This is a genomic window from Collinsella sp. SGI.033, from assembly GCF_050315135.1.
Taxonomy (GTDB): domain Bacteria; phylum Actinomycetota; class Coriobacteriia; order Coriobacteriales; family Coriobacteriaceae; genus Collinsella.
Genome location: NZ_JBNPOK010000011.1, coordinates 43,544 through 62,905 on the forward strand (window position 1 = coordinate 43,544; position 19,362 = coordinate 62,905).

A 19,362-nucleotide genomic window follows, 5' to 3' on the forward strand; every position below is an offset into this window, starting at 1 on the left:
TAGATAGATTTAGAACAAGAGGGCGTAGATGACCGCCACGACGACGGAGGGGAGCATGTTGGCCGTGCGGAAGGTCTGAGGTCGAATAAGGTTAACCCCAACACAGAAGATGAGCATAGAGCCCACAAGCGAAAGGCTGTCGAGGGCTGCGGTGGTCATGATGGGGGAGAGTGCGCCGGCAAAAAGCGTGATCGTGCCCTGGAATACGGCAACGGGCAGGGCCGAGAAGATGCAGCCGCGGCCAAGCGAGGCCGTCATGGTGCAGACGATGATGCAGTCCAGCGCGCCCTTCAGGGCAAGCGTGGACCAGTCGCCGAGCAGACCGTCCTGAATCGATCCTACGATGGCCATGGCGCCGATACACACGGTGAGCGATGCCGAGACAAAGGCGTTGGTGAACTCGTTGTCGCCTTCGCTGCCGGTTTTGCGCTTGAGCCATTCGCCAAGGTTCTCGATGGCGGCCTCCAGGTTGATGGCCTCGCCGATGAGCGAACCGAGGGCAAATGAGACGATAAGCATGGTGGTGCCGGTGGTCGCCAACGCCTCTCCATCGATAACGAGCATCTTTTGCATGGTGCCGCCCAAGCCGATAAACAGAACACACAACCCCGACGCCTTCATGAGCGTGTCTTGGATGCGAGGCGTAATGAAGCGCCCGCCCATAAGGCCAAGCAGACCGCCCGCGATCAAAAGCGCGACGTTGATGATCGTTCCTAAACCCGGCATGAACCCTCCTGTAATTGATGCTAACGCGGCAATCGTAGCAGAACGGGGAGGGGCGCTCAGTATCCGAGCCAAGCGGCAGTTAGCGGTCTAGGACAGGATGGGGCTAAAGTCGAAGCGCAGCGTCATGAGGTGCTGCGGGGATTCGATGGCTGCGGCAATGATGTCGGCATCTCGTGCGCGATCGAACCCTTCAAGTTCCATTTGATAGGGGACGTCTTCTTGGATACCGATGCGACGAGGAACCAAAAGATTGGTTCCGTCGAATTCTTCGGTTCGCGTTCCGTCTGCTGCAACGGAATAAAGGTGTAACTTGGCGGTCGTTGTGGCATCAAGTGCCGAGATGGCTTGGATATCGTTCGATGCGCTCTTTGCTCCCACTGCTGTAAGTGCCGTAGGCGCGACGACTTCGCCCGAAGGCAAAAAGACGAGCTCGACGGTGTTGGGGAATGCGATGAGGATATTTTTGCGGCGGGGCGCATTGGCAGCGACTGGCTCAATGCTTGCAGCATCGACGGTTTCCGTGTGGTCGAGCGCGACCATCATGCAACAGTTGCCTTCGTCGACACCTGGGGGAGCAGCAAAGTCCAGGCCGTCTTTCGGTTGGGAATCGCCTAGTTCGGTGGCGCTGCCGCTTGGCTTCTCGAGAGGAACCGCAGCGTTGTCTTCTGATGATGCATCGTCAACATGTGCCGGTGCGTCTGCGACCTCGTCTTTGGGGGATTTGTCATTATCGCGCGATATAGGAGCGGCAATCTCGACGGACCCCACTCCGTGCCACGTCATTTGGAGCAGCGCCGGATCGGCGAGAATGCGCTGCACGCCCGGCTCCTGGGCATCGATATTGATGGGGGCGGGTTCTGATCCGCGCGTGAGGTTAAGCGAGCCCTTCTGCCTGGTGCTCTGAGCCTTTTGGTCGTCCGCGTCGCCAGCGTAGAACAGCAAAGGCGCATCTCCCGTTGCGATGGCTTCGGTGTCCGCCTTGGTCAGCCGCAGCGACGCCGTAAAGGAGATGATGGGCTGCGCGCCATCGGCATTCGAGGGAACGCAGCCCAGGCATACACCCCCTTCTTCTTCATGGGCCGCGCTGTCGAAGACGACCTTTGCCCCGTTCGCCGAGTCATCGACCGAGGCAATATCGATGCGCAGCTCTAAGTCGCATGGGTCGCCATCGGCGTCGACTGCAGCCGATTTCCATGTGCAGATGGCGCAACCTGTCTGGGGGCCGTTCTCCTTGTCCGGTCGATTGATATCCACGACTATCGAGTCGACCGTATTGCGGTGAAGGCATCCCGAGGTTCGGACCGTGGCATGTGCGAGCGAAAAACGTTGGCAGGCGACGATACCCGACGAATTCGACGCGGGGTTCAGAGCTTGCGGTAAGGAGCTTGCCGTGGCGGGCGTCGCCCAAGCGGCGAGAGGCGTACCGCTCGCCAGTGCGCTGCAGAGCGCGGCAACGGGCAAAAGGTTTTTGGGTGCCATGGTTCTCCTATCTATTCCGCGTACTCCGGTCGTGCTTGGCTATTGGTTGCGTTTGATGTGCAGGCCAAGGCACGTCAGTCCTGCTCCCACCGTGGCGACGCCTACCGCAATGAGTTGCCGGGTGTCGCTCGTCTGGACGAGCGGCTCGTGACGGCTGCCGCGATTAAGGCCCGAAAGATCGACGGTCACTTCTGTGGCCGCTTGCGCTTGCTCTTGTTGAGCAAAGGCCATTGCGGGTGCGGACGCCAAGATGCTGACGATGGCGGCCAGTGCAATCGCCTTAGGACGTGGCGTGCGCACCGGGCTCGACCGTCCAGGTGATGCTTGCCACTTGATCTCCCGTACCGGTGGCGTGGTAGATGTCACGCGTGACGCGGGCGACGTGGCCACTCACATTGAGCCTAATTTTGTCCGTTCCGTCGCCAATGTCCTTGTACTTCATGTCGAAGCTTGCGTCTTTGGAAAGATCGAGGCCCGTAGTCTGAGTCGCCGAGCTGGCATCCTTTTCTGCCGTATCGGGGCCAACCTTAAAATCGATGGAGTTCTGGGCCGAGCCCGTCTTTGCGTCTGCAACGATTGTCCAGTCGTTCTTGGCCGTGACCTTCATGTTGGTGACGTGGATGCCATATGCCGAGAGGTTGTCGATGGTAATCGTCTCGTCGGAGGGTCCTACAAGCGTTCCGTCGGCTTTGGCGGCAAAGGGGATGACCGTTGGCGCCTTAAACGAAACATTGCTAATGTCGGCCTTCACCGTCACATCGGTGGTTCCAACGCGCACCTCTGCCATGGCCGCCGTTGGCGCGGCGCCCATCGCAAGTGCGAGCGTAAGCCCTGCGCCCACGGCGAGTGCCCTGGCTCCGCTCAGGTTCATGGGTGTGTTCATAATCGATCCTTTCTGCTCGTCACGGACTGTTTCCGTGATGGTTGGACGAATGGGGACAGGGTGCTGCCCCTGCGAGCGCGTCGGCCACTAGCCTTTTGCCTGTGCCACCCGCACTTTGACGCGCGTCGGATTGCCGTGGGTGTCGTAGGTCTTGGCATCGAGTGCCTGAATCTCGATATATGCCTCGCCTTCTTGGATATCGCCGGCGGGGCAGGTCTCAACCGTCTTGCCGGCTTCGACCACACCGGACTCATAGATGGTCTCGTCGTTTTGAATCACGCGGAAGCGCTGGGGAAACTTGTTGTCTTGGACGTTTTGCACGTTGACGCGCAACTTGCCGCCTTCCTGCAACTGTGCGACCGGCGCGACCGAGATCGTCATCATGTTGTCGCGGACGATGGCGTCGAGCTCATCCTGGATTTCTTGGCGCGATTTACCTTCTGCCGTCGTGACTGAGGCGCCCGCTTCGGGCACGGGCTGCGACTGCCAGGCGTATAGCCCTACGGCGATGAGGGCGCAGACGACAGCCAGGCAGACAACGACGAGTTTCTTGCGACGCCCCAGTCCTGCAAGGCGGGGCGGCTTCTTCGCACTCATGCGGCGTCCTTGGTGGTGTAGACACGTGCGAACGTGGACGGGTCCGCTCCAAAGAGCATGTGAAGCATCAGGCGGCGCGAGTAGATGAGCTCGTCGAAGTCGTGAGGGAGCTCGATGTTGTGGATACGCGCGATGTGGTGGGCGAGCGCCGAGAACGACTCGGGGTCGCAGATCACATCGGTGGTGACGTGGTAGACCTCCGTACCTGGAAATGCATCTTCGTCGAAAGGCAAGAGATAGGGGTCGTCATCGACTTCGATGGCGAAACCGTATTGGGGCCAGTAATATGCCATGGAAACCTCCCTGCTCTGGGGCCAAAACTCCTATTGGTTTGGCTGTCGATGCCGACCGTATCAGCCGCAACTTGCCCAATAACTAACCAATTGCTTGACGAGCCGATATCCCCGCAGGTAAAAGCATGTGAAAAAAATCTCAACTATTTTTGACTGATAAATGCACATGTTGTGGCTGCGCGGCAACGTGTGGCAAAAGCGTCGCTTGTCTCGAAAATTCCACCGTTCGCCGAATTGCGCGAACGTTAAAAACGTCAATTATGGAGACGGTCTCGAACATGTCGGTGAAACGATGCGGTAACATTTCCCTGCAAACACTGTAGTTAGCTAAAGGGGGAGTTCGCGTGTCTGCAACCATCAAACCCTTCACCGACGAGTTCGAAGAGTATGGTCGCGATGAGTCTCGCACATCGGGCGAGGCCTCGAGCATCTCGTTTCCGACAACGGAGGACGAGGTCCGCGCCATTATGGAAAAGCTCCATGCCGAGCGTGTCCCGGTGACGGTTCAGGGCGCCCGGACCGGTCTTGCCGCCGGCGCCGTGCCTCATGGCGGTCACATTCTCAATACTTCCCGCATGAATCGCTACCTAGGCATTCGCCGCGATGAGCAGGGCCGCTTTCTTTTGCGCGTGGCGCCCGGCGTCGTGCTGTCTGAGCTGCGCAAGCAACTGGGCAAGAAAGTGCTGCCGACTGCCGGCTGGGACCAGGCATCGCTTGAGGCCTACGAGGAGTTCCAGGAAGCTCCCGAGCAATTCTTTCCTACCGATCCCACCGAGGCATCTGCCTGCCTGGGCGGTATGGCGGCATGCAACGCTTCCGGCGCCCGTAGCTACGCTTACAGCCCCATGCGCCCTCACGTCACGGGCCTTCATGTCGTGCTGACCGATGGCGACCTGCTCGAGCTTCACCGTGGCGAGGTTTTTGCACAGGGTCGTCGCCTTTCGCTCGTCACGGTGCAGGGCCGCACGCTCGAGCTCGACCTTCCCGACTACACCATGCCCAAGACCAAAAATGCTTCGGGCTATTTCGTTGCTGACGATATGGATGCCATCGATCTGTTTATCGGTGCGTGTGGCACACTCGGCGTCATCACCGAGCTCGAGATTGCCCTGCAGGCGGCGCCTGCGGTCGTTTGGGGCGTGAGCTGCTTCTTTGACAGCGAAGACAAGGCCGTGTCCTTCACCGATTCTGTACGTCCCGTCCTGTCCCACGCGGCTGCCATCGAATATTTCGATGCGGGTGCCCTGGATATCCTGCGTCGTCAGCGCGAGCAGTCGACCGCGTTTGCCTCGCTGCCGGCGCTCGACAAAGACGCCAAGGTCTGTGTCTACGTGGAGCTCGACTGCGACGACGAAGCCCAGGCGACTGAGGAGCTGTATCACTTGGGGTGGGTACTGGAGCTTGCGGGCGGCAGCGACGATGCGACATGGGTCGCGCGCACCGAGGTCGATCGCGAGTGTCAGCGATTCTTCCGCCATGCGGTGCCCGAGAGCGTCAACATGCTCATTGACGAGCGTCGCCGCACGGACCCCACCATTACCAAGCTGGGGTCGGATATGTCGGTGCCCAACGCGCACTTGGCCGATGTCATCGCCCTTTATCGCCGCACGTTGGCCGAAAGTGGGCTTGAATCTGCCGCCTGGGGGCACATCGGTAACAACCATCTGCATGTGAACATTCTGCCGCGCGATGCGCAGGATTACCGCCGCGGCGGAGAGCTCTTTGCCCAGTGGGCTTCCGAGGTCACGGCCATGGGCGGCGCCGTCTCCGCCGAACACGGCGTCGGCAAGATCAAGGCGGGCTTCTTGGAGACGATGTACGGTCACGAGGCCATGGTCGAGTCGGCGCGGCTCAAGCTCCAGCTCGATCCTGCCGGGCAGCTGGGCCGCGGTAACCTGTTTTCGGAGAAGCTCTTGGATGAGCTCGTCCAGAAAGGGGGCGCGTGAAGATGAGCGATTTCCATATGGTGGTGTGCGTCAAGGCGGTGCCGGGCAGCACCGAGGTCAAGATGGACCCCAAGACCAATACCATCGTGCGCGATGGCAAGCAGGCGGTCATTAATCCCTTTGATGCGAGCGCTTTGGAATGCGCGCTGGCGCTGAAGGACGACTTTATCGGCTTTGGCATGGACGTGCGCGTAACGGTGGTGTCGATGGGCATCCCCGCGACTGAATCGCTATTGCGCGACTGCATCGCCCGAGGCGCCGATGACGCACTGCTGCTAACCGATCGCGCCTTTGCAGGTGCCGATACCCTGGCAACCACCTATGCCCTCAAGTGCGGCATCGAGGCGCTCGACGAGGACTTCGACCTGCTCATCTGCGGCAAGATGGCGGTGGACGGCGATACGGCCCAGATTGGTCCCGAGCTTGCCGGTGCCTTCGAGATTCCCTGCGTGACCGACGTGAGCTGCGTGCAGAGTGCGGGCTTTACGACCTGTGGTTCACTGGCGCTTGTTCACGGCTGCGATGCCGGCGAGGAGACAGTCTATCTTGAGATGCCGTGCGCGATGACGACTGCCAAGGAGATTGGCCAACTGCGCATGCCGAGTATCGCCGGTATTCGTGCGGCCGAGGAGGCGGACGTGCGCGTGGTCAACGCTGCCGACGTGAACGCCGACCCCGCGCGCTGCGGTCTTGCCGGCTCGCCGACACAGGTCGTGCGATCGTTTGTGCCCGACCGCGACCAAACGTGCGAGGCCGTTGACGGAACGGCGTCCGAGCAGGCGGCGAAACTTGCCAAGATTATCGAGGGGATGGCATAGATGAGCGGACTGATTATCGATAGCGAAGCCTGTATCGGCTGTGGTCGCTGCGTTCGCGCCTGTGCCTCGGGCGGCATCGTAGTGGAAGGCGAGCGGCCCAACCGTTGCGCCCGCGTAACCGACGGCTGCATCCTATGCGGCGGGTGCGTCGACGCTTGCCCCGTCAATGCCATTTCGATCGAGCGCGACGAGGCCGCCGGCGCGGTTGACCTCGATGCATATCGAGACATTTGGGTATTCGCGCAGACCGACGAGCACGATACGGTGACTCCCGTTGCCTTCGAGCTCATGGGCAAGGGCCGCGAGCTTGCGGATACACGCGGCTGTCGCCTGGTGGCGCTGGTCGGCATGGGCCCCGAGGGTTCTCTCGGTGACCTGGAGCATCTGGTTTGCGCCGGTGCAGACGAGGTCCTGATCTGTCGCGACGAGCGTCTGCGCCAGAACGATGTGGAGGTCTATGCTCGCCTCATCTGCGATTTGGTGGCAGAGCGCAAGCCCGAGGCCATTCTGTACGGAGCGACCGCCTTTGGCCGCGAACTGGCACCCGGCGTTGCCGTGCGTTTGCAGACGGGCCTTACGGCTGACTGCACCGTGCTTTCGATGGATACGGAGACGGGGCTGCTGCAACAGACGCGTCCGGCGTTTGGCGGCAACCTGATGGCCACCATCGTCTGCCCCAATCATCGTCCCCAGATGGCAACGGTGCGCCCCGGCATCTTTAAGGCGCCCGACTTTGACTACGGCCGCTCCGGCACGATCACCCAGATAGCACTTGCGGATGATGCTAAGGCTCGTGTCGAGATCTCGATTCCCGCCGAGGAGTGGGGACAGCAGGCTTCAATCGCCGATGCCGAGCGCCTGGTCGTGGTAGGTCGCGGCATTGGTTCCAAGAAAAACCTGCCGCTGATGCGAAGGCTCGCCGAGGCTCTGGGAGCCGAGCTTGGCTGCACGCGACCTGTCGTGGAGGCCGGCTGGTTGGAGTATCGCCATCAGATTGGCCAGACGGGCGTATCGGTTTCGCCCAAGATTCTTGTGAGTATCGGTGTTTCGGGCGCCATCCAGCATCTTGCCGGCATCGGTGGGGCGGAATGCATTATCGCCATCAACGAGGACCCGGATGCCCCCATCTTTGGTGCTGCCCAGTACAAGGTTGTCGGTGATGCCGTCGAGGTCGTCGAGGAGCTGCTAGCCCAGCTTGAGCGCTAGGCGCGCGCCAGCCAGTCGCGCATCTCTTCCCTAAGACGGCTCCAGGTTGCCTGTGTGGCGGGGTCGGTAAAGGGCTGCGTAATACCAAAGGGCGCGTCGAGCAGGCGGTAGATATCGCCCTGCTCGCGCGCCAGCGCGCGGCTCGCCGGATAGACGAGCTCAAACATAAAGCAGATGAGTCCTACCAGGTAGTCCGCGGGCTCGTCGCGTTCATCACGTGCGACGCAGCGGTGCTCGTCAAAGGCGGCCAACGTCGGCGCCGAGAAGTGGCTGGCGAGAAATGCGTCCTCATCCACCTTGAGGATGGTGTCGACGGTGCTGTCGGCGATGGTGCGCATAATGTCGATTTTGTCGCCATCGCGCACGATATCGCAGAAGCACCGTGTACGCTCGTCGAGTTGTGCCGGCAGGCGAAAGTCACTGTGATAGGCGATGCTCGCGCGGATGAGCTCGTCTTCTGCCGGGCTGTCGATAAAGTCGCGGATACTTGTTGCCGCGGGCGCGTCTGCAGGGTTTTTGCCAAAGAGGACCTCGAGGCCCAACTTCGCATGGCTCATGCTCTCGGCATCCTTAAACGTGTCCCAGCGTCGCAGCTGCTCAAAGCGGCCCATATCGTGCAACATCCCACAAAGCCACGCCAGGTCAATGTCCTGCGGTGTCCAGTCCTGCTTGCGTGCCACGGCATCGCATGCCTCGGCAACGTGGTACGTATGCTCGATTTTGAGCGCGATACGCGGATTGGAGGCATCGTAGGCATCGGTGTAGGTCCTGAAGGCCGCGATTGCCCCCGTTCGATCGATAGCTGTCATAACGACTTCCTAAAAAGCTGTGTCTTTCTGTGTCTTTCGATCCGGTGGCAATTGTAGGTGAACTCGGTTGCCGCCGGGCGATGATTCTGCCATGTCGTCGAATGCGGCTCGGAAAGCTTGTCGGGACGAGGAACACTATGGTGCTCAAAATCGTTAAAACCGTCTGGCCGGTGATGCTTACCAATGTTGCGATAGGCGCGCCGTTGTCGATGTCCCCACCGCTATTGCGGGTTTTGTCTGCACATCGCTCTTTATTTGCCTGCTCTTTTCGCAGCGGCTGTCGGCGTCGTTGCGGTGGCAATCAAGACAAAGTCGATGTTGTGGTGCTGCGTCTCGGGTATCGGGCTCTATATCGTTTTGAGCCTCGTATAGGAGTGGGGTGCGTTTACCGTCCGGGCCCAACGAAACGGATTTCTCACCGAGCCGGTCTGCTTCTTCTGGTACCATGGTCAAACTTTACTGTAGCAAAGCATGACGTGGGCTTTTGTTCTGCGTCGGCGGAAATGGGGGTTTCATGGCACAGGAAGCGATCGCCAACGAGCAAAAGAAATTCAAAGTACCGCGCATTCCGGGTGACATCATGATCTACCCGATGATCGTTGGCCTTTTGCTTAATACCTTCTGCCCGCAGGTCTTCGAGATCGGCGGCTTCTTTACCGCCGCCTGCCGCGGCGGTTCCAATACCATCGTCGCCGCGATCCTGTTGTTCGTGGGTGCCGGCATCAGCTTTAAGTCCACGCCGGGTGCCATCAAGACCGGCATCGTCGTACTGATTCCTAAGCTTGTGGTGGCAGCCGTGCTGGGCTTGAGCGTTGCGTATTTCTTTAATGACAACTTTTTGGGCCTGAGCTCGGTTTCCATCATCGGCGGCATTACGTTTTGCAACATGGCGCTCTACACGGGCATCATGGGCGAGTTTGGCGACGAGTCCGAGCAGGGCGCCGTGGGCATCCTGTTCTTCACGGCGGGCCCTGCGGTTACCATGATCATTCTTGGTGTCTCTGGTCTTGCCAACATTCCCGTTGGCACCATCATCGGTTCCATCCTGCCGCTCGTGATTGGCATGGTTTTGGGCAACCTCTTCCCGTTCATCAAGAACCTGCTGGTTCCCGGCACCAATCCTGCGATCGCCGTCATCGGATTTCAGCTCGGTGCGTCTATGAGCCTGTCGAGCTTTATCACCGGCGGCATTTCCGGCATCTTGCTGGGCCTTGTCACGTTGTTTGTCGTCGGTCCCATCACCTTTGCGTTCGAGCGCCTGTGCGGCGGTAACGGCAAAGCCGCCGTGGCTTGTTCCACCATCGCCGGCACGGCTATGACCACGCCGGTTGCTCTTGCCGAGGTCGCGCCGCGCTATGCCGAGCTTGCGCCCACCGCATACGCTCAGATCGCCACCGCCGTCATCATCACGGCAATCATGGCTCCGATTCTGACCGGTTGGGTCGATAAGAAGTTCTACCAGGGCAAGGAAGACCTGTCGCCCGCCGGTGTCGAGGCCATCGAGGAAGCCGTCGCGGCCGACATCGATGGCGAGTAGCCATCGGCGCCCATCAATGATGCTGGCGTGCAACTCGCGCCGTGAGAGCGCCCGGGCGCTCTGGTATTATTCCCTTATTCCCCTCTGGATTGGGGGAGTTATGGTGATGCGTGCGGCTCGGAGAAGCGCTGTCGGTTTGATGATGGGGAGATGGGCCTGGTGGTCAAGGCGCTCAAGATTGAGATATTCCTGCTAAGCATGATTGTTCTTATCGGGCTTGCCGTGCGGAGTCGTCGCTCCTTGTTCTCGAGCACCCAGCAGCTATTGTTTAGCATGCTTGGCTACACCTCTGCCGCGTACATATTATTCGATATGATCTGGGTGCTATTGGATGGTGTGGACGGCACGTTGGGCATTGCTGTCAACTGGATTTCCAACGCGGTTTCGTTTTCGCTCTTTGCCATCGTGTGTCTCATTTGGTTTATCTATTCCGAGACGGTGCAGGGTTCTCGCCTTTTGGCCTCGCGCTATAGGGTGGTGCTTGTAGCGTCGCCTACGGTTCTGGTGGTCGTGCTGGCGTTTACCAGTTACTGGACGCACGCCCTGTTCTATATCGATTCGCAGGGCGTGTATAGTCGCGGCTCTGCTTATATGATCCAGCCCATTGTCAGCTACTGTTACGTTATACATACGTCCCTACATGCGTTTGTGCAATCTCGCAGGGTCGAGAGCCTGCAGACGAAGACCATCTATCGAACCTTGGCATTTTTCGCCATTCCGGCCCTGGTGGGCGGTACCTTTCAGGTTGTATACTCGTTGCCCGGCCTTTGTGTCGGCATAATGATTAGCATATTGCTGCTCTACATTGTCTTCCAGGAGCAGCTCATCTCGACCGACCCGTTGACTGGCCTCAACAATCGCAACCGTTTTGAGACCTATATACTGTCGCTCTTCTCAAATGTGGATCAGGCCAAAGACGTGTATCTGCTTGTGATGGACGCCGACGGCTTTAAGCAGATTAACGACCGCTATGGACATGTGGAGGGCGACCATGCTCTTCAGGTCATATCCGCTGCGCTCAAAGAAGTCTGCTCGGCGTCTGGTAGCTTTATCGCGCGTTATGGCGGCGATGAGTTCGTGGTGCTTCAAAAGGCGATAGCGGAGCAGGATATCTTGCATCTGTGCGCGGCAATCAACGACGAGCTCGCGCGCGCCGAGGTTCCGTATCTGTTGCGGATGTCCATCGGCTACGCACGGGTTGGTGATGGCGTCGATACCTGGCAAGACTTGCTCCGTGCTGCCGACGCGGAGCTCTACCGCGTAAAGCGCGAGAAGAAGAAAGTCGGCGTCCAGATACGCTAGAAAAAGGGGCGCACGACCGTTGCGATGGTCGTGCGCCCCTTCTGCGCTTTCGGGGACTAGTATCGGCTGTCGAAGATGCGCCTCGTCTTTTTCTCGGAGCGCGGCAGCTCACCAGGCGCGGCGTGGCATCGCCATGGTTTTCGATGGGGTTAAACGCGTCTGCGGCCTTGCCGCTGGAGTAGGCATCTGCAATCTGCGGCAGGCGCTCGTTAACCTCGCCATGGGCGGTAAACGAACGGCGTGGGAAGATAACCCATTTGGGATCCTTCTCAAAGGTGCCAGCGGGATGTGCGACGGTATGCTCGGGTACCTCCAAATAGGTTGAGGCGTGACATACGCGGGTGGTGGGGCGCACGATAACGGGCGTATGGTAGCGCTCCGAGATTTCAAATGCCTCTTGCATCATCGCGTAACCCTGCTCCAGATTTTGCGGATCGAGCACGGGGATCTTCGCAAATGCGGCAAAGCGGCGCGTATCCTGCTCGGTTTGAGAGGAGATGGGGCCGGGATCATCGGCAACAAACAGCACCAGGCCGCCCTTGATGCCCACGTAGTTGAGGCTCATGAGCGGGTCGGAGGCAACGTTTAGTCCGACTTGTTTGCAGGTAAAAAGGCAGCGCGCTCCTGCATACGATGCGCCTGCCAGCACCTCGAGCGCGGCTTTTTCGTTGGTCGACCACTCGACGTGGACACCCTCGGCACTACCTTGGGCCTTGAGTTTGGCAACTGTCTCGACAAGTTCCGTCGACGGCGTGCCCGGGTAACCGGCGACCACGCGAACGCCCGCCGCAAGCGCGGCATACGCAAAGGCCTGGTTTCCCATAACCAGTTTCTTATGCATCTGTATCCCCTCGATGTCGCCGGCGCGTTACGGCAAGACGGCGTCTGTCGCCGCGACTCGGTACGAAATCAACGAGATACAGTGTACTCCATTAAGCTAAAGCGAGAGCTGCCCTTTTCCAAACGGGGTGGTTTGTTAGGCCTTTTTAGGTTTGTTGACAATGATGATGCCACTGCAGACCAAGAGCAGGGCCACAATTACGGTAACGGGGCTCGTGCCAGCGCCCTCTCCGAGCAACAACGCGCTCAACAGCACGCCAAAGACCGGGTTCATAAAGCCAAAGACCGAAACGCGGCTAACGGGGTTGACGGCGAGTAGGCGGGACCACAGCGAGTACGCGACGGCGGAAATGAGCGCCATATAAATGATGAGCGCGATGGCGGGGGCGATTTCGGTGGGGAATAGCGCGCCGCCCATCAAAAACCCGATGGCGGTAAGGACCAAACCGCCGACCAAAAACTGCCAGCCGGCGAGCAAGACGCCGTCATGCTCGCGCGAGAAGATGCCAATGAGGCAGGTCGACAGGGCGCCCGCAATAGTGGAAGCCAAGATAAATCCCTCGCCGTCGAGTGTAAAGCCAAAGGTGCCGTCCGCACCCGAAAGGTTGACGAATGCGACGCCGGCAAAGCCCAGTACGCAGCCGAGCACCTTGGTCGCATCGAGCTTTTCGGTGCGAAACGCCAGAGCGGCAAAGAGGATGGCGAGGAAGTTGGCGCTGGCCTCGATGATGGAACTCGACATGGCGCTGGCGCGCGAGAGTCCCAGGTAGAAAAAGAAGTACTGCCCGATAGTCTGGAAGAGCGACAGGATGCAGATGGGCTTAATGTCGCGAGCCTGTGGAACGAGTGGGCAGCGCTGGGCCGCGCTCATCCCAACGATAACCAGGGCGCCGGCAAGCGTGAAGCGCAAGCCCGCAAAGAGCAGCTGCGAGGCGCTATCGTGCGCGGGGATGCCAAAGAGCTCATAGCCGATCTTGATGCAGGGGAAAGCCGACCCCCAGAGTGCGCAGCAGACGAGGCAGCCCAGGATGAGTCCGGGCAGGGTGGCGAGATACGGCTTGCGGCTTTCCATGATGTCCTTCCTGTATGCGCGAAGTAAAAAAGAACCCGCCACCGGGTGTGCCGGTGGCGGGTGTTGTTACCCGAGGGGATTGTACCCGATGGGAACGTATTTAAGCGAAGTAGGCTACGCCGCTCTCAAAGATCGGCATGAACTTATCGCCGGGGACATGCTCGGGCACGTTGCGGTACAGGTTGTCGCCGCGACGCTCGGCATGGCCCATCTTGCCCAGGACGCGGCCGTCGGGGCTCGTGATGCCCTCGATGGCGAGCGCGGAGCCGTTGGGGTTGACGGAGAGATCCATGCTGGGCTTGCCATCCTCGCCCACGTACTGCGTGGCGACCTGGCCGTTGGCGATCAGCTGGGCGAGCACTTCATCGTTGGCGACAAAGCGGCCCTCGCCGTGGCTGATGGCGACGGTGTAGGGGTCGTCCAGACTGCACTGCGACAGCCACGGGGACAGGTTGGACGAGATGCGGGTGCGCACCAGACGGCTCTGATGGCGACCGATGGTGTTGAACGTCAGCGTGGGCGCATCGGGCGTGGCGTCGACGATGTCGCCGTAGGGCACCAGGCCGAGCTTGATCAGGGCCTGGAAGCCGTTGCAGATGCCCAGCATCAGGCCGTCGCGGGCCTTAAGCAGGTCGCGGACTGCCTCGGTGACCTCGGGAGCGCGGAAGAACGCCGTGATGAACTTGGCGGAGCCGTCGGGCTCGTCGCCGCCCGAGAAGCCGCCGGGAATCATGACGATCTGGCTTGCACGGATGCGGCGGGCGAGCTCGTGGGTGCTCTCGGCGACGGCCTCGGGCGTGAGGTTGTTGATCACGAAGGTGTCGGCCTCGGCGCCGGCGGCGCGGAAGGCGCGGGCGCTATCGTACTCGCAGTTGTTGCCGGGGAACACAGGGATGATCACGCGCGGGCGGGCGATCTTGGCGCCGCCGTACACGTGGATATCCTTGGCGCGGAAGTCGATGGCCTCGACCTCGGGGGTCTCGCCGGCGCTGCGGTAGGCGAAGACGCCTTCGATACCGCTCTCCCAGGCCTCCTGGAGCTCGGCGAGCTCGATGACTTCGGAGCCGGTGTCGATGACATAGCCCTCGACGGTGGTACCCAGGGGCTCGACGACAACGCCGTCGGCGACCTCGGGCAGCTCGGCGTCCTCGGCGAGCTCGACGATAAAGCTGCCGTAGAGCGGGGTGAAGAGGCTCTCCACGTCCACATCTTCGGCAAGCTCGATACCGATCTGGTTGCCGACGCACATCTTAAAGAGGCTCTCGGCGCCGCAGCCGTAGCCGGGCGTGGAGACGGCCAGGGCGTCGCCGGTAGCGGTGAGCGCCTCGACGGCGTCAAACGCGGCGAGCAGCTGCTGGGCATCGGGGCGGTAGTCCTCGCCATAGGTGGCGGGGGCGATGCGAACGACGCGGTGCGTGAGGCCCTTAAACTCGGGGGAGACGGCGCGGGCGGCACGGCCCACGGCGACAGCGAAGCTGATCAGGGTCGGCGGAACGTTGAGCTCGCCGGCCTCGTCCTCAAACGAGCCGCTCATGGAATCCTTGCCGCCGATGGCGCCGGCACCCAGGTCGACCTGGGCCATAAGGGCGCCCAGGACGGCTGCCATGGGCTTGCCCCAACGTTCGGGCTCGGTGCGCAGGCGCTCAAAGTACTCCTGGAAGGAGAGGTAGGCGCGCTTGTGCTCAAAGCCGGCGGCAACGAGCTTGGCGATGGACTCGACCACGGACAGGTAGGCGCCTGCAAACTGGTCGGCCTCCATCAGGTAGGGGTTGAAGCCCCATGCCATAGCGCTCGCCGTGGTGGTCTCGCCGTCCACGGGGAACTTGGCGACCATGGCAGAGCTCGGGGTGAGCTGCGTCTTGCCGCCAAAGGGCATGAGCACGGTAGCGGCACCGATGGTGGAGTCGAAGCGCTCGGAAAGGCCCTTGTTGGAGGCGACGTTGAGATCGGTGACAAGCGAGGTCATGCGCTCGGCAAGCGTGGTGCCGGCCCAGCTGGGTTGCCACACGCTGCGGGCACACACGTGGGCGACCTGGTGCTTGGGTGCGCCGTTGGAGTTGAGGAACTCGCGGGACAGATCGACGATGGCGACGCCGTTCCAGGCCATACGCATGCGCGGTTCGGCGGTAACCTCGGCGATGACGGTCGCCTCCAGGTTCTCCTCGGCGGCATAACCCATGAACTCCTCGACGTCACCGTCGGCGACGGCGCAGGCCATGCGCTCCTGGGACTCGGAGATAGCGAGCTCGGTTCCGTCCAGGCCATCGTACTTCTTGGTCACGGTGTCCAGGTCGACATACAGGCCGTCGGCAAGCTCGCCCACGGCGACCGAGACGCCGCCGGCGCCAAAGTCGTTGCAGCGCTTGATCAGGCGGCAGGCGTCGCCGCGGCGGAACAGACGCTGCAGCTTGCGCTCGACCGGGGCGTTGCCCTTCTGGACCTCGGCACCCGAGGTCTCGATGGAATCGGTGTTCTGGGTCTTGGAGGAGCCGGTGGCGCCGCCGATGCCGTCACGGCCGGTGCGGCCGCCCAGCAGGATGATCTTGTCGGTGGGGGCGGGGCACTCGCGACGCACGTGGTTTGCCGGGGTGGCGCCCACGACGGCGCCGACCTCCATGCGCTTGGCCACGTAGCCGGGGTGATAGAGTTCGTTGACCTGACCGGTGGCAAGGCCGATCTGGTTGCCGTAGCTGGAGTAGCCGGCGGCAGCGGTGGTCACGAGCTTGCGCTGCGGCAGCTTGCCCTCGAGCGTCTCGGAGACCGGGACGGTGGGGTCGCCGGCGCCGGTGACGCGCATGGCCTGGTACACATAGCTGCGGCCAGAGAGCGGGTCGCGGATGGCGCCGCCCACGCAGGTGGCGGCACCGCCGAAGGGCTCGATCTCGGTCGGGTGGTTGTGGGTCTCGTTCTTAAACAGGAACAGCCAGTCCTGGTCCTCGCCGTCGACATCGACCTTCACCTTGACGGTGCAGGCGTTGATCTCCTCGGACTCGTCGACATCGGTCATGACGCCGGTCTTCTTAAGGTACTTGGCACCGATGGTGCCCATGTCCATGAGGCAGACGGGCTTGGCGTCGCGACCGAGCTCGTGGCGCATCTCCATATAGCGGTCGAAGGCCTGCTGTACCACGGCGTCATCGATTGTCACATCGTCCAGGACGGTACCGAAGGTGGTGTGGCGGCAGTGGTCGGACCAATAGGTGTCGATCACGCGGATCTCGGTGATGGTGGGGTCGCGGTCCTCATCGCGGAAGTACTGCTGGCAGAAGGCGATGTCCGCCTCGTCCATGGCAAGGCCGCGCTCGGAGATAAAGGCGGCAAGGCCGGCCTCGTCGAGTTCGCGGAAGCCGTCGAGCACCTCGACGGGCTGGGGCTCGGGGGTCTCCATGTACAGCGTCTCGGGTAGGTCGAGCGAGGCGATGCGGGCCTCGACGGGATTCACCACGTAGTGCTTGATGGCCTCGATGGCGGCTTCGTCCAGAGTGCCCGAGATCATATAGACCTTGGCGGAGCGCACGGCGGGGCGCTCGCCCTGGCTGATGAGCTGCACGCACTCGCTGGCGGAGTCGGCGCGCTGGTCAAACTGGCCAGGCAGGAATTCGACGGCAAAGACGGCGCCATCGCTTGCGGGGAGTTCGTCGTAGGTCACATCGACCTGGGGCTCGCTAAAGACGGCCGGCACGCAGGAGCGGAAAAGCTCCTCGTCGATGCCCTCGACGTCGTAGCGGTTGATGATCCTCAGGGCCTCGATGCCCTTGATGCCGAGAATTTCGGTCAGCTCGCCCTTGAGCTGCTGAGCCTCGACGTCGAACCCGGGTTTCTTCTCCACGTAAATACGAGAGACCATTGGTTCCTGCCTTCCTGATCGGTTGGGCGTACGGTGCGGTATGCGGCAGCGGTCGGTTTGCGGGACAAGCCTCGCGGTCGCCTTGAGCCACATATTTGTAAACGTCACTATGATACGACAGCTCATGACGTATTGAGGACGGCGAGGGTGCTACAGTGAAGCGCAAACAAGAGAAAGGCATCACATGGCATTCGTTTCGCTCGCCATCATCGCGCTTGTGGCTTTCGCAAGCCCCTTTATCGCATCGGCGATTCCCGGAAAGCCCGTTCCCGAGACGGTCTTTTTGCTCGTGTTCGGCGCGGTGCTGGGACCTCATATGCTCGGCGTCATCCATGTAGATGCCGAGGTCTCGCTTGTGTCCGAGCTCGGTCTGGCCTTTTTGTTCCTGCTTGCCGGCTTTGAGATCGACCCCAAGAACATCACGGGCGTCGAGGGGCGCTACGGTATGGCGACGTGGGTCGTCACGTTTGGCATCGCCTGGCTTGCCGTGCGCTTTACCCCGTGGTTCTCGGTCAGCCATTTCGACGGTATCGCCGTGACGCTGGCGCTCACTTCGACGGCGCTCGGCACGCTCGTGCCCATCATGCGTGAGCGTTCGCTGACCGGCACGCGCGTGGGCGACTCCATCCTTGCCTATGGCACGTGGGGAGAGCTCGGTCCCGTGCTTGCCATGTCGGTGCTGCTCTCCGCTCGTACTGGTATCCAGACGCTCGTGATCCTTGGCTTGTTTGCACTGGTCTGTGTGCTGTTGGCCGTGGTTCCGAGCCGCTCCAAGCGCGTCGGCAGCCGCTTCTTTGCGTTTGTCGAGGAACGGGCCGACACGACGTCGCAGACATTCGTGCGCCTGACGGTGCTCATCCTGGTCACACTCGTGGCATTTTCCGCCATCTTTGACCTCGACATCGTGTTGGGCTCTTTTGCCGCTGGCTTTGTCCTGCGCTATATCATCCCCGAGGGCAACCATACGCTCGAGACCAAGCTCGATGGCCTGGCCTATGGCTTTTTGATTCCGGTGTTCTTTACCGTGTCGGGCGCAAAGATTGACCTGACGGCCGTGGCGTCGCGCCCGGGTCTGCTCGTGGGCTTTATCGCGGCGTTGCTGATCATTCGCGCCGTGCCGATCCTTGTCTCTATGAGCATTTGTCCCGCGACACGTGACGTTTCGGCGTATGGCCGCATTACCGTGGCCCTGTACTGCACCACGGCCCTGCCGATCATCGTTGCCGTGACGAGTGTGGCCGTCAACGCAGGCGCTCTGTCGCAAGACGTCGCCTCGGTTATGGTAGCCGCCGGTGCCATCACGGTGTTCTTGATGCCGCTGCTCGCGCAGCTCTTCTATCGCGTGGTCGATGCCGCGCCGGCCACTGCCGTGGTGGAGGTCGCCGAGCACCCTGCCGACGCACTCGATATCCTGCGCGCCCACCACGACCTAGCGAGCCTGCTCGCGCGCGAGCATGAGCTTTTGACCTCGCATGGCCATGGGCGTTCGCTCGACGGCATACCTACCCTTGATTCCATTGCTGACCGCCTCTCGATCGAGGCAGCGAGCGGCCACATCGATGCCCGCATCGTGGACGCCGCTCATTTGCTGGCTGAGAAGACCTATGGCGACGAGATCGACCCGTCCAAGCTGACTCCGCGTGAGCGCCGCCGCTTGGAGCGCGCCAAGCTCGCCGTGCGCGAATACCGCCGCCGCATGCTGGAGCTCTACGCGCGCGATGAAGCCCAGGACGACGACGGCAAATAACGAGATGCTTCCCTAGGGGAAGCCGCGTCCCGCTTTAAAGACCCGAAACGGGACGCAGTTTCCGCATCGGCCCCCATCGGGAAGTCACATCCCAGAATGGACGCCCAGAGTGGGATGCGGTTTCCGCTTTGGACTCCTGCCGGAAAGCGCGCCCCAGTCTGAAGGTTCAAAATGGGATGCGCTTTCCGAATCAAAGGCCTTGCGGAAAGCGCGTCCCAGAATCCGCGCCCAGAATGGGACATAGTTTCCGAAAGAAGGTC

14 protein-coding genes and 1 pseudogene are annotated in these 19,362 nt (G+C 61.1%); 6 read left to right on the top strand and 9 right to left on the bottom strand.

The features are described from left to right. Positions 1-9: 9 nt before the first annotated feature. The 5 genes from ACQRC0_RS05035 to ACQRC0_RS05055 form a co-directional block, all read right to left on the bottom strand. Positions 10-726, bottom strand: a complete 717-nt coding sequence (locus tag ACQRC0_RS05035) for a DUF554 domain-containing protein (RefSeq protein WP_154517132.1) — start codon at positions 724-726, stop codon at positions 10-12. 87 nt (positions 727-813) lie between these two features. Continuing rightward, entirely contained in the window at positions 814-2,205 is a 1,392-nt protein-coding gene (locus ACQRC0_RS05040) for a hypothetical protein (RefSeq protein WP_427728265.1), read from the bottom strand. Positions 2,206-2,485: 280 nt separating this feature from the next. Next, on the bottom strand, positions 2,486-3,088 hold the full coding sequence (locus ACQRC0_RS05045) for a hypothetical protein (RefSeq protein WP_427719603.1): 603 nt from the start codon (positions 3,086-3,088) through the stop codon (positions 2,486-2,488). An 87-nt stretch (positions 3,089-3,175) separates the two neighbouring features. Beyond that, positions 3,176-3,685 carry a hypothetical protein gene (locus ACQRC0_RS05050; RefSeq protein ID WP_427728267.1) on the bottom strand — a complete coding sequence of 170 codons (510 nt, stop codon included), beginning with the start codon at positions 3,683-3,685 and terminating at the stop codon, positions 3,176-3,178. Next, positions 3,682-3,978, bottom strand: coding sequence for a hypothetical protein (locus ACQRC0_RS05055; RefSeq protein ID WP_154517147.1), 297 nt, complete (start codon positions 3,976-3,978; stop codon positions 3,682-3,684). The genes ACQRC0_RS05050 and ACQRC0_RS05055 overlap by 4 nt, the downstream gene beginning before the upstream one ends. Positions 3,979-4,322: 344 nt before the next feature. On the opposite strand from ACQRC0_RS05055, the gene ACQRC0_RS05060 reads away from it, so the two are divergent. Genes ACQRC0_RS05060 through ACQRC0_RS05070 form a run of 3 tightly spaced genes read left to right on the top strand, consistent with a single transcriptional unit; the run spans position 4,323 to position 7,948 of the window. Beyond that, positions 4,323-5,924, top strand: a complete 1,602-nt coding sequence (locus ACQRC0_RS05060) for an FAD-binding oxidoreductase (RefSeq protein WP_427728270.1) — start codon at positions 4,323-4,325, stop codon at positions 5,922-5,924. A 2-nt stretch (positions 5,925-5,926) separates the two neighbouring features. Next, positions 5,927-6,742 (top strand): electron transfer flavoprotein subunit beta/FixA family protein, encoded by an 816-nt coding sequence (locus tag ACQRC0_RS05065; protein WP_154517150.1) that lies wholly within the window; start codon positions 5,927-5,929, stop codon positions 6,740-6,742. Continuing rightward, the gene (locus ACQRC0_RS05070) at positions 6,743-7,948 is read left to right on the top strand and encodes an FAD-binding protein (RefSeq protein ID WP_427728273.1); all 1,206 of its coding nucleotides are present in this window, start codon (positions 6,743-6,745) and stop codon (positions 7,946-7,948) included. It abuts the gene before it with no gap. On the opposite strand, the gene ACQRC0_RS05075 is transcribed toward ACQRC0_RS05070, so the two are convergent. After that, positions 7,945-8,757: an HD domain-containing protein gene (locus tag ACQRC0_RS05075; RefSeq protein ID WP_427728276.1), complete on the bottom strand. Its 813-nt coding sequence runs from the start codon at positions 8,755-8,757 to the stop codon at positions 7,945-7,947. The two genes, ACQRC0_RS05070 and ACQRC0_RS05075, sit on opposite strands and share 4 nt — an antisense overlap. Before the next feature lie 514 nt (positions 8,758-9,271). Here ACQRC0_RS05075 and ACQRC0_RS05080 point away from each other — a divergent pair. Continuing rightward, positions 9,272-10,294 carry a 2-keto-3-deoxygluconate permease gene (locus ACQRC0_RS05080; protein ID WP_427728278.1) on the top strand — a complete coding sequence of 341 codons (1,023 nt, stop codon included), beginning with the start codon at positions 9,272-9,274 and terminating at the stop codon, positions 10,292-10,294. Positions 10,295-10,453: 159 nt separating this feature from the next. Next, positions 10,454-11,596, top strand: coding sequence for a diguanylate cyclase domain-containing protein (locus ACQRC0_RS05085; RefSeq protein ID WP_427728280.1), 1,143 nt, complete (start codon positions 10,454-10,456; stop codon positions 11,594-11,596). Between the two features lie 307 nt (positions 11,597-11,903). Here ACQRC0_RS05085 and ACQRC0_RS05090 read toward each other — a convergent pair. The 3 genes and pseudogenes from ACQRC0_RS05090 to ACQRC0_RS05100 form a co-directional block, all read right to left on the bottom strand. Next, a pseudogene (locus tag ACQRC0_RS05090) lies at positions 11,904-12,437 on the bottom strand (hypothetical protein); the annotation flags it as partial. Positions 12,438-12,572: 135 nt separating this feature from the next. Next, positions 12,573-13,508, bottom strand: coding sequence for a DMT family transporter (locus tag ACQRC0_RS05095; RefSeq protein WP_427728283.1), 936 nt, complete (start codon positions 13,506-13,508; stop codon positions 12,573-12,575). A 100-nt stretch (positions 13,509-13,608) separates the two neighbouring features. Next, entirely contained in the window at positions 13,609-17,355 is a 3,747-nt protein-coding gene (locus ACQRC0_RS05100) for a phosphoribosylformylglycinamidine synthase (RefSeq protein ID WP_427728286.1), read from the bottom strand. A gap of 184 nt (positions 17,356-17,539) precedes the next feature. Here ACQRC0_RS05100 and ACQRC0_RS05105 point away from each other — a divergent pair, with 184 nt between their 5' ends. Next, entirely contained in the window at positions 17,540-19,102 is a 1,563-nt protein-coding gene (locus ACQRC0_RS05105; RefSeq protein WP_427728288.1) for a cation:proton antiporter, read from the top strand. The last annotated feature ends 260 nt before the right edge of the window (positions 19,103-19,362 follow it).

Coding starts and splice junctions, on each gene's coding strand:
- ACQRC0_RS05035 (WP_154517132.1), bottom strand. CDS start 726: ATGCCGGGTTTAGGAACGATCATCAACGTCGCGCTTTTGATCGCGGGC.
- ACQRC0_RS05040 (WP_427728265.1), bottom strand. CDS start 2,205: ATGGCACCCAAAAACCTTTTGCCCGTTGCCGCGCTCTGCAGCGCACTG.
- ACQRC0_RS05045 (WP_427719603.1), bottom strand. CDS start 3,088: ATGAACACACCCATGAACCTGAGCGGAGCCAGGGCACTCGCCGTGGGC.
- ACQRC0_RS05050 (WP_427728267.1), bottom strand. CDS start 3,685: ATGAGTGCGAAGAAGCCGCCCCGCCTTGCAGGACTGGGGCGTCGCAAG.
- ACQRC0_RS05055 (WP_154517147.1), bottom strand. CDS start 3,978: ATGGCATATTACTGGCCCCAATACGGTTTCGCCATCGAAGTCGATGAC.
- ACQRC0_RS05065 (WP_154517150.1), top strand. CDS start 5,927: ATGAGCGATTTCCATATGGTGGTGTGCGTCAAGGCGGTGCCGGGCAGC.
- ACQRC0_RS05070 (WP_427728273.1), top strand. CDS start 6,743: ATGAGCGGACTGATTATCGATAGCGAAGCCTGTATCGGCTGTGGTCGC.
- ACQRC0_RS05075 (WP_427728276.1), bottom strand. CDS start 8,757: ATGACAGCTATCGATCGAACGGGGGCAATCGCGGCCTTCAGGACCTAC.
- ACQRC0_RS05080 (WP_427728278.1), top strand. CDS start 9,272: ATGGCACAGGAAGCGATCGCCAACGAGCAAAAGAAATTCAAAGTACCG.
- ACQRC0_RS05095 (WP_427728283.1), bottom strand. CDS start 13,508: ATGGAAAGCCGCAAGCCGTATCTCGCCACCCTGCCCGGACTCATCCTG.
- ACQRC0_RS05100 (WP_427728286.1), bottom strand. CDS start 17,355: ATGGTCTCTCGTATTTACGTGGAGAAGAAACCCGGGTTCGACGTCGAG.
- ACQRC0_RS05105 (WP_427728288.1), top strand. CDS start 17,540: ATGGCATTCGTTTCGCTCGCCATCATCGCGCTTGTGGCTTTCGCAAGC.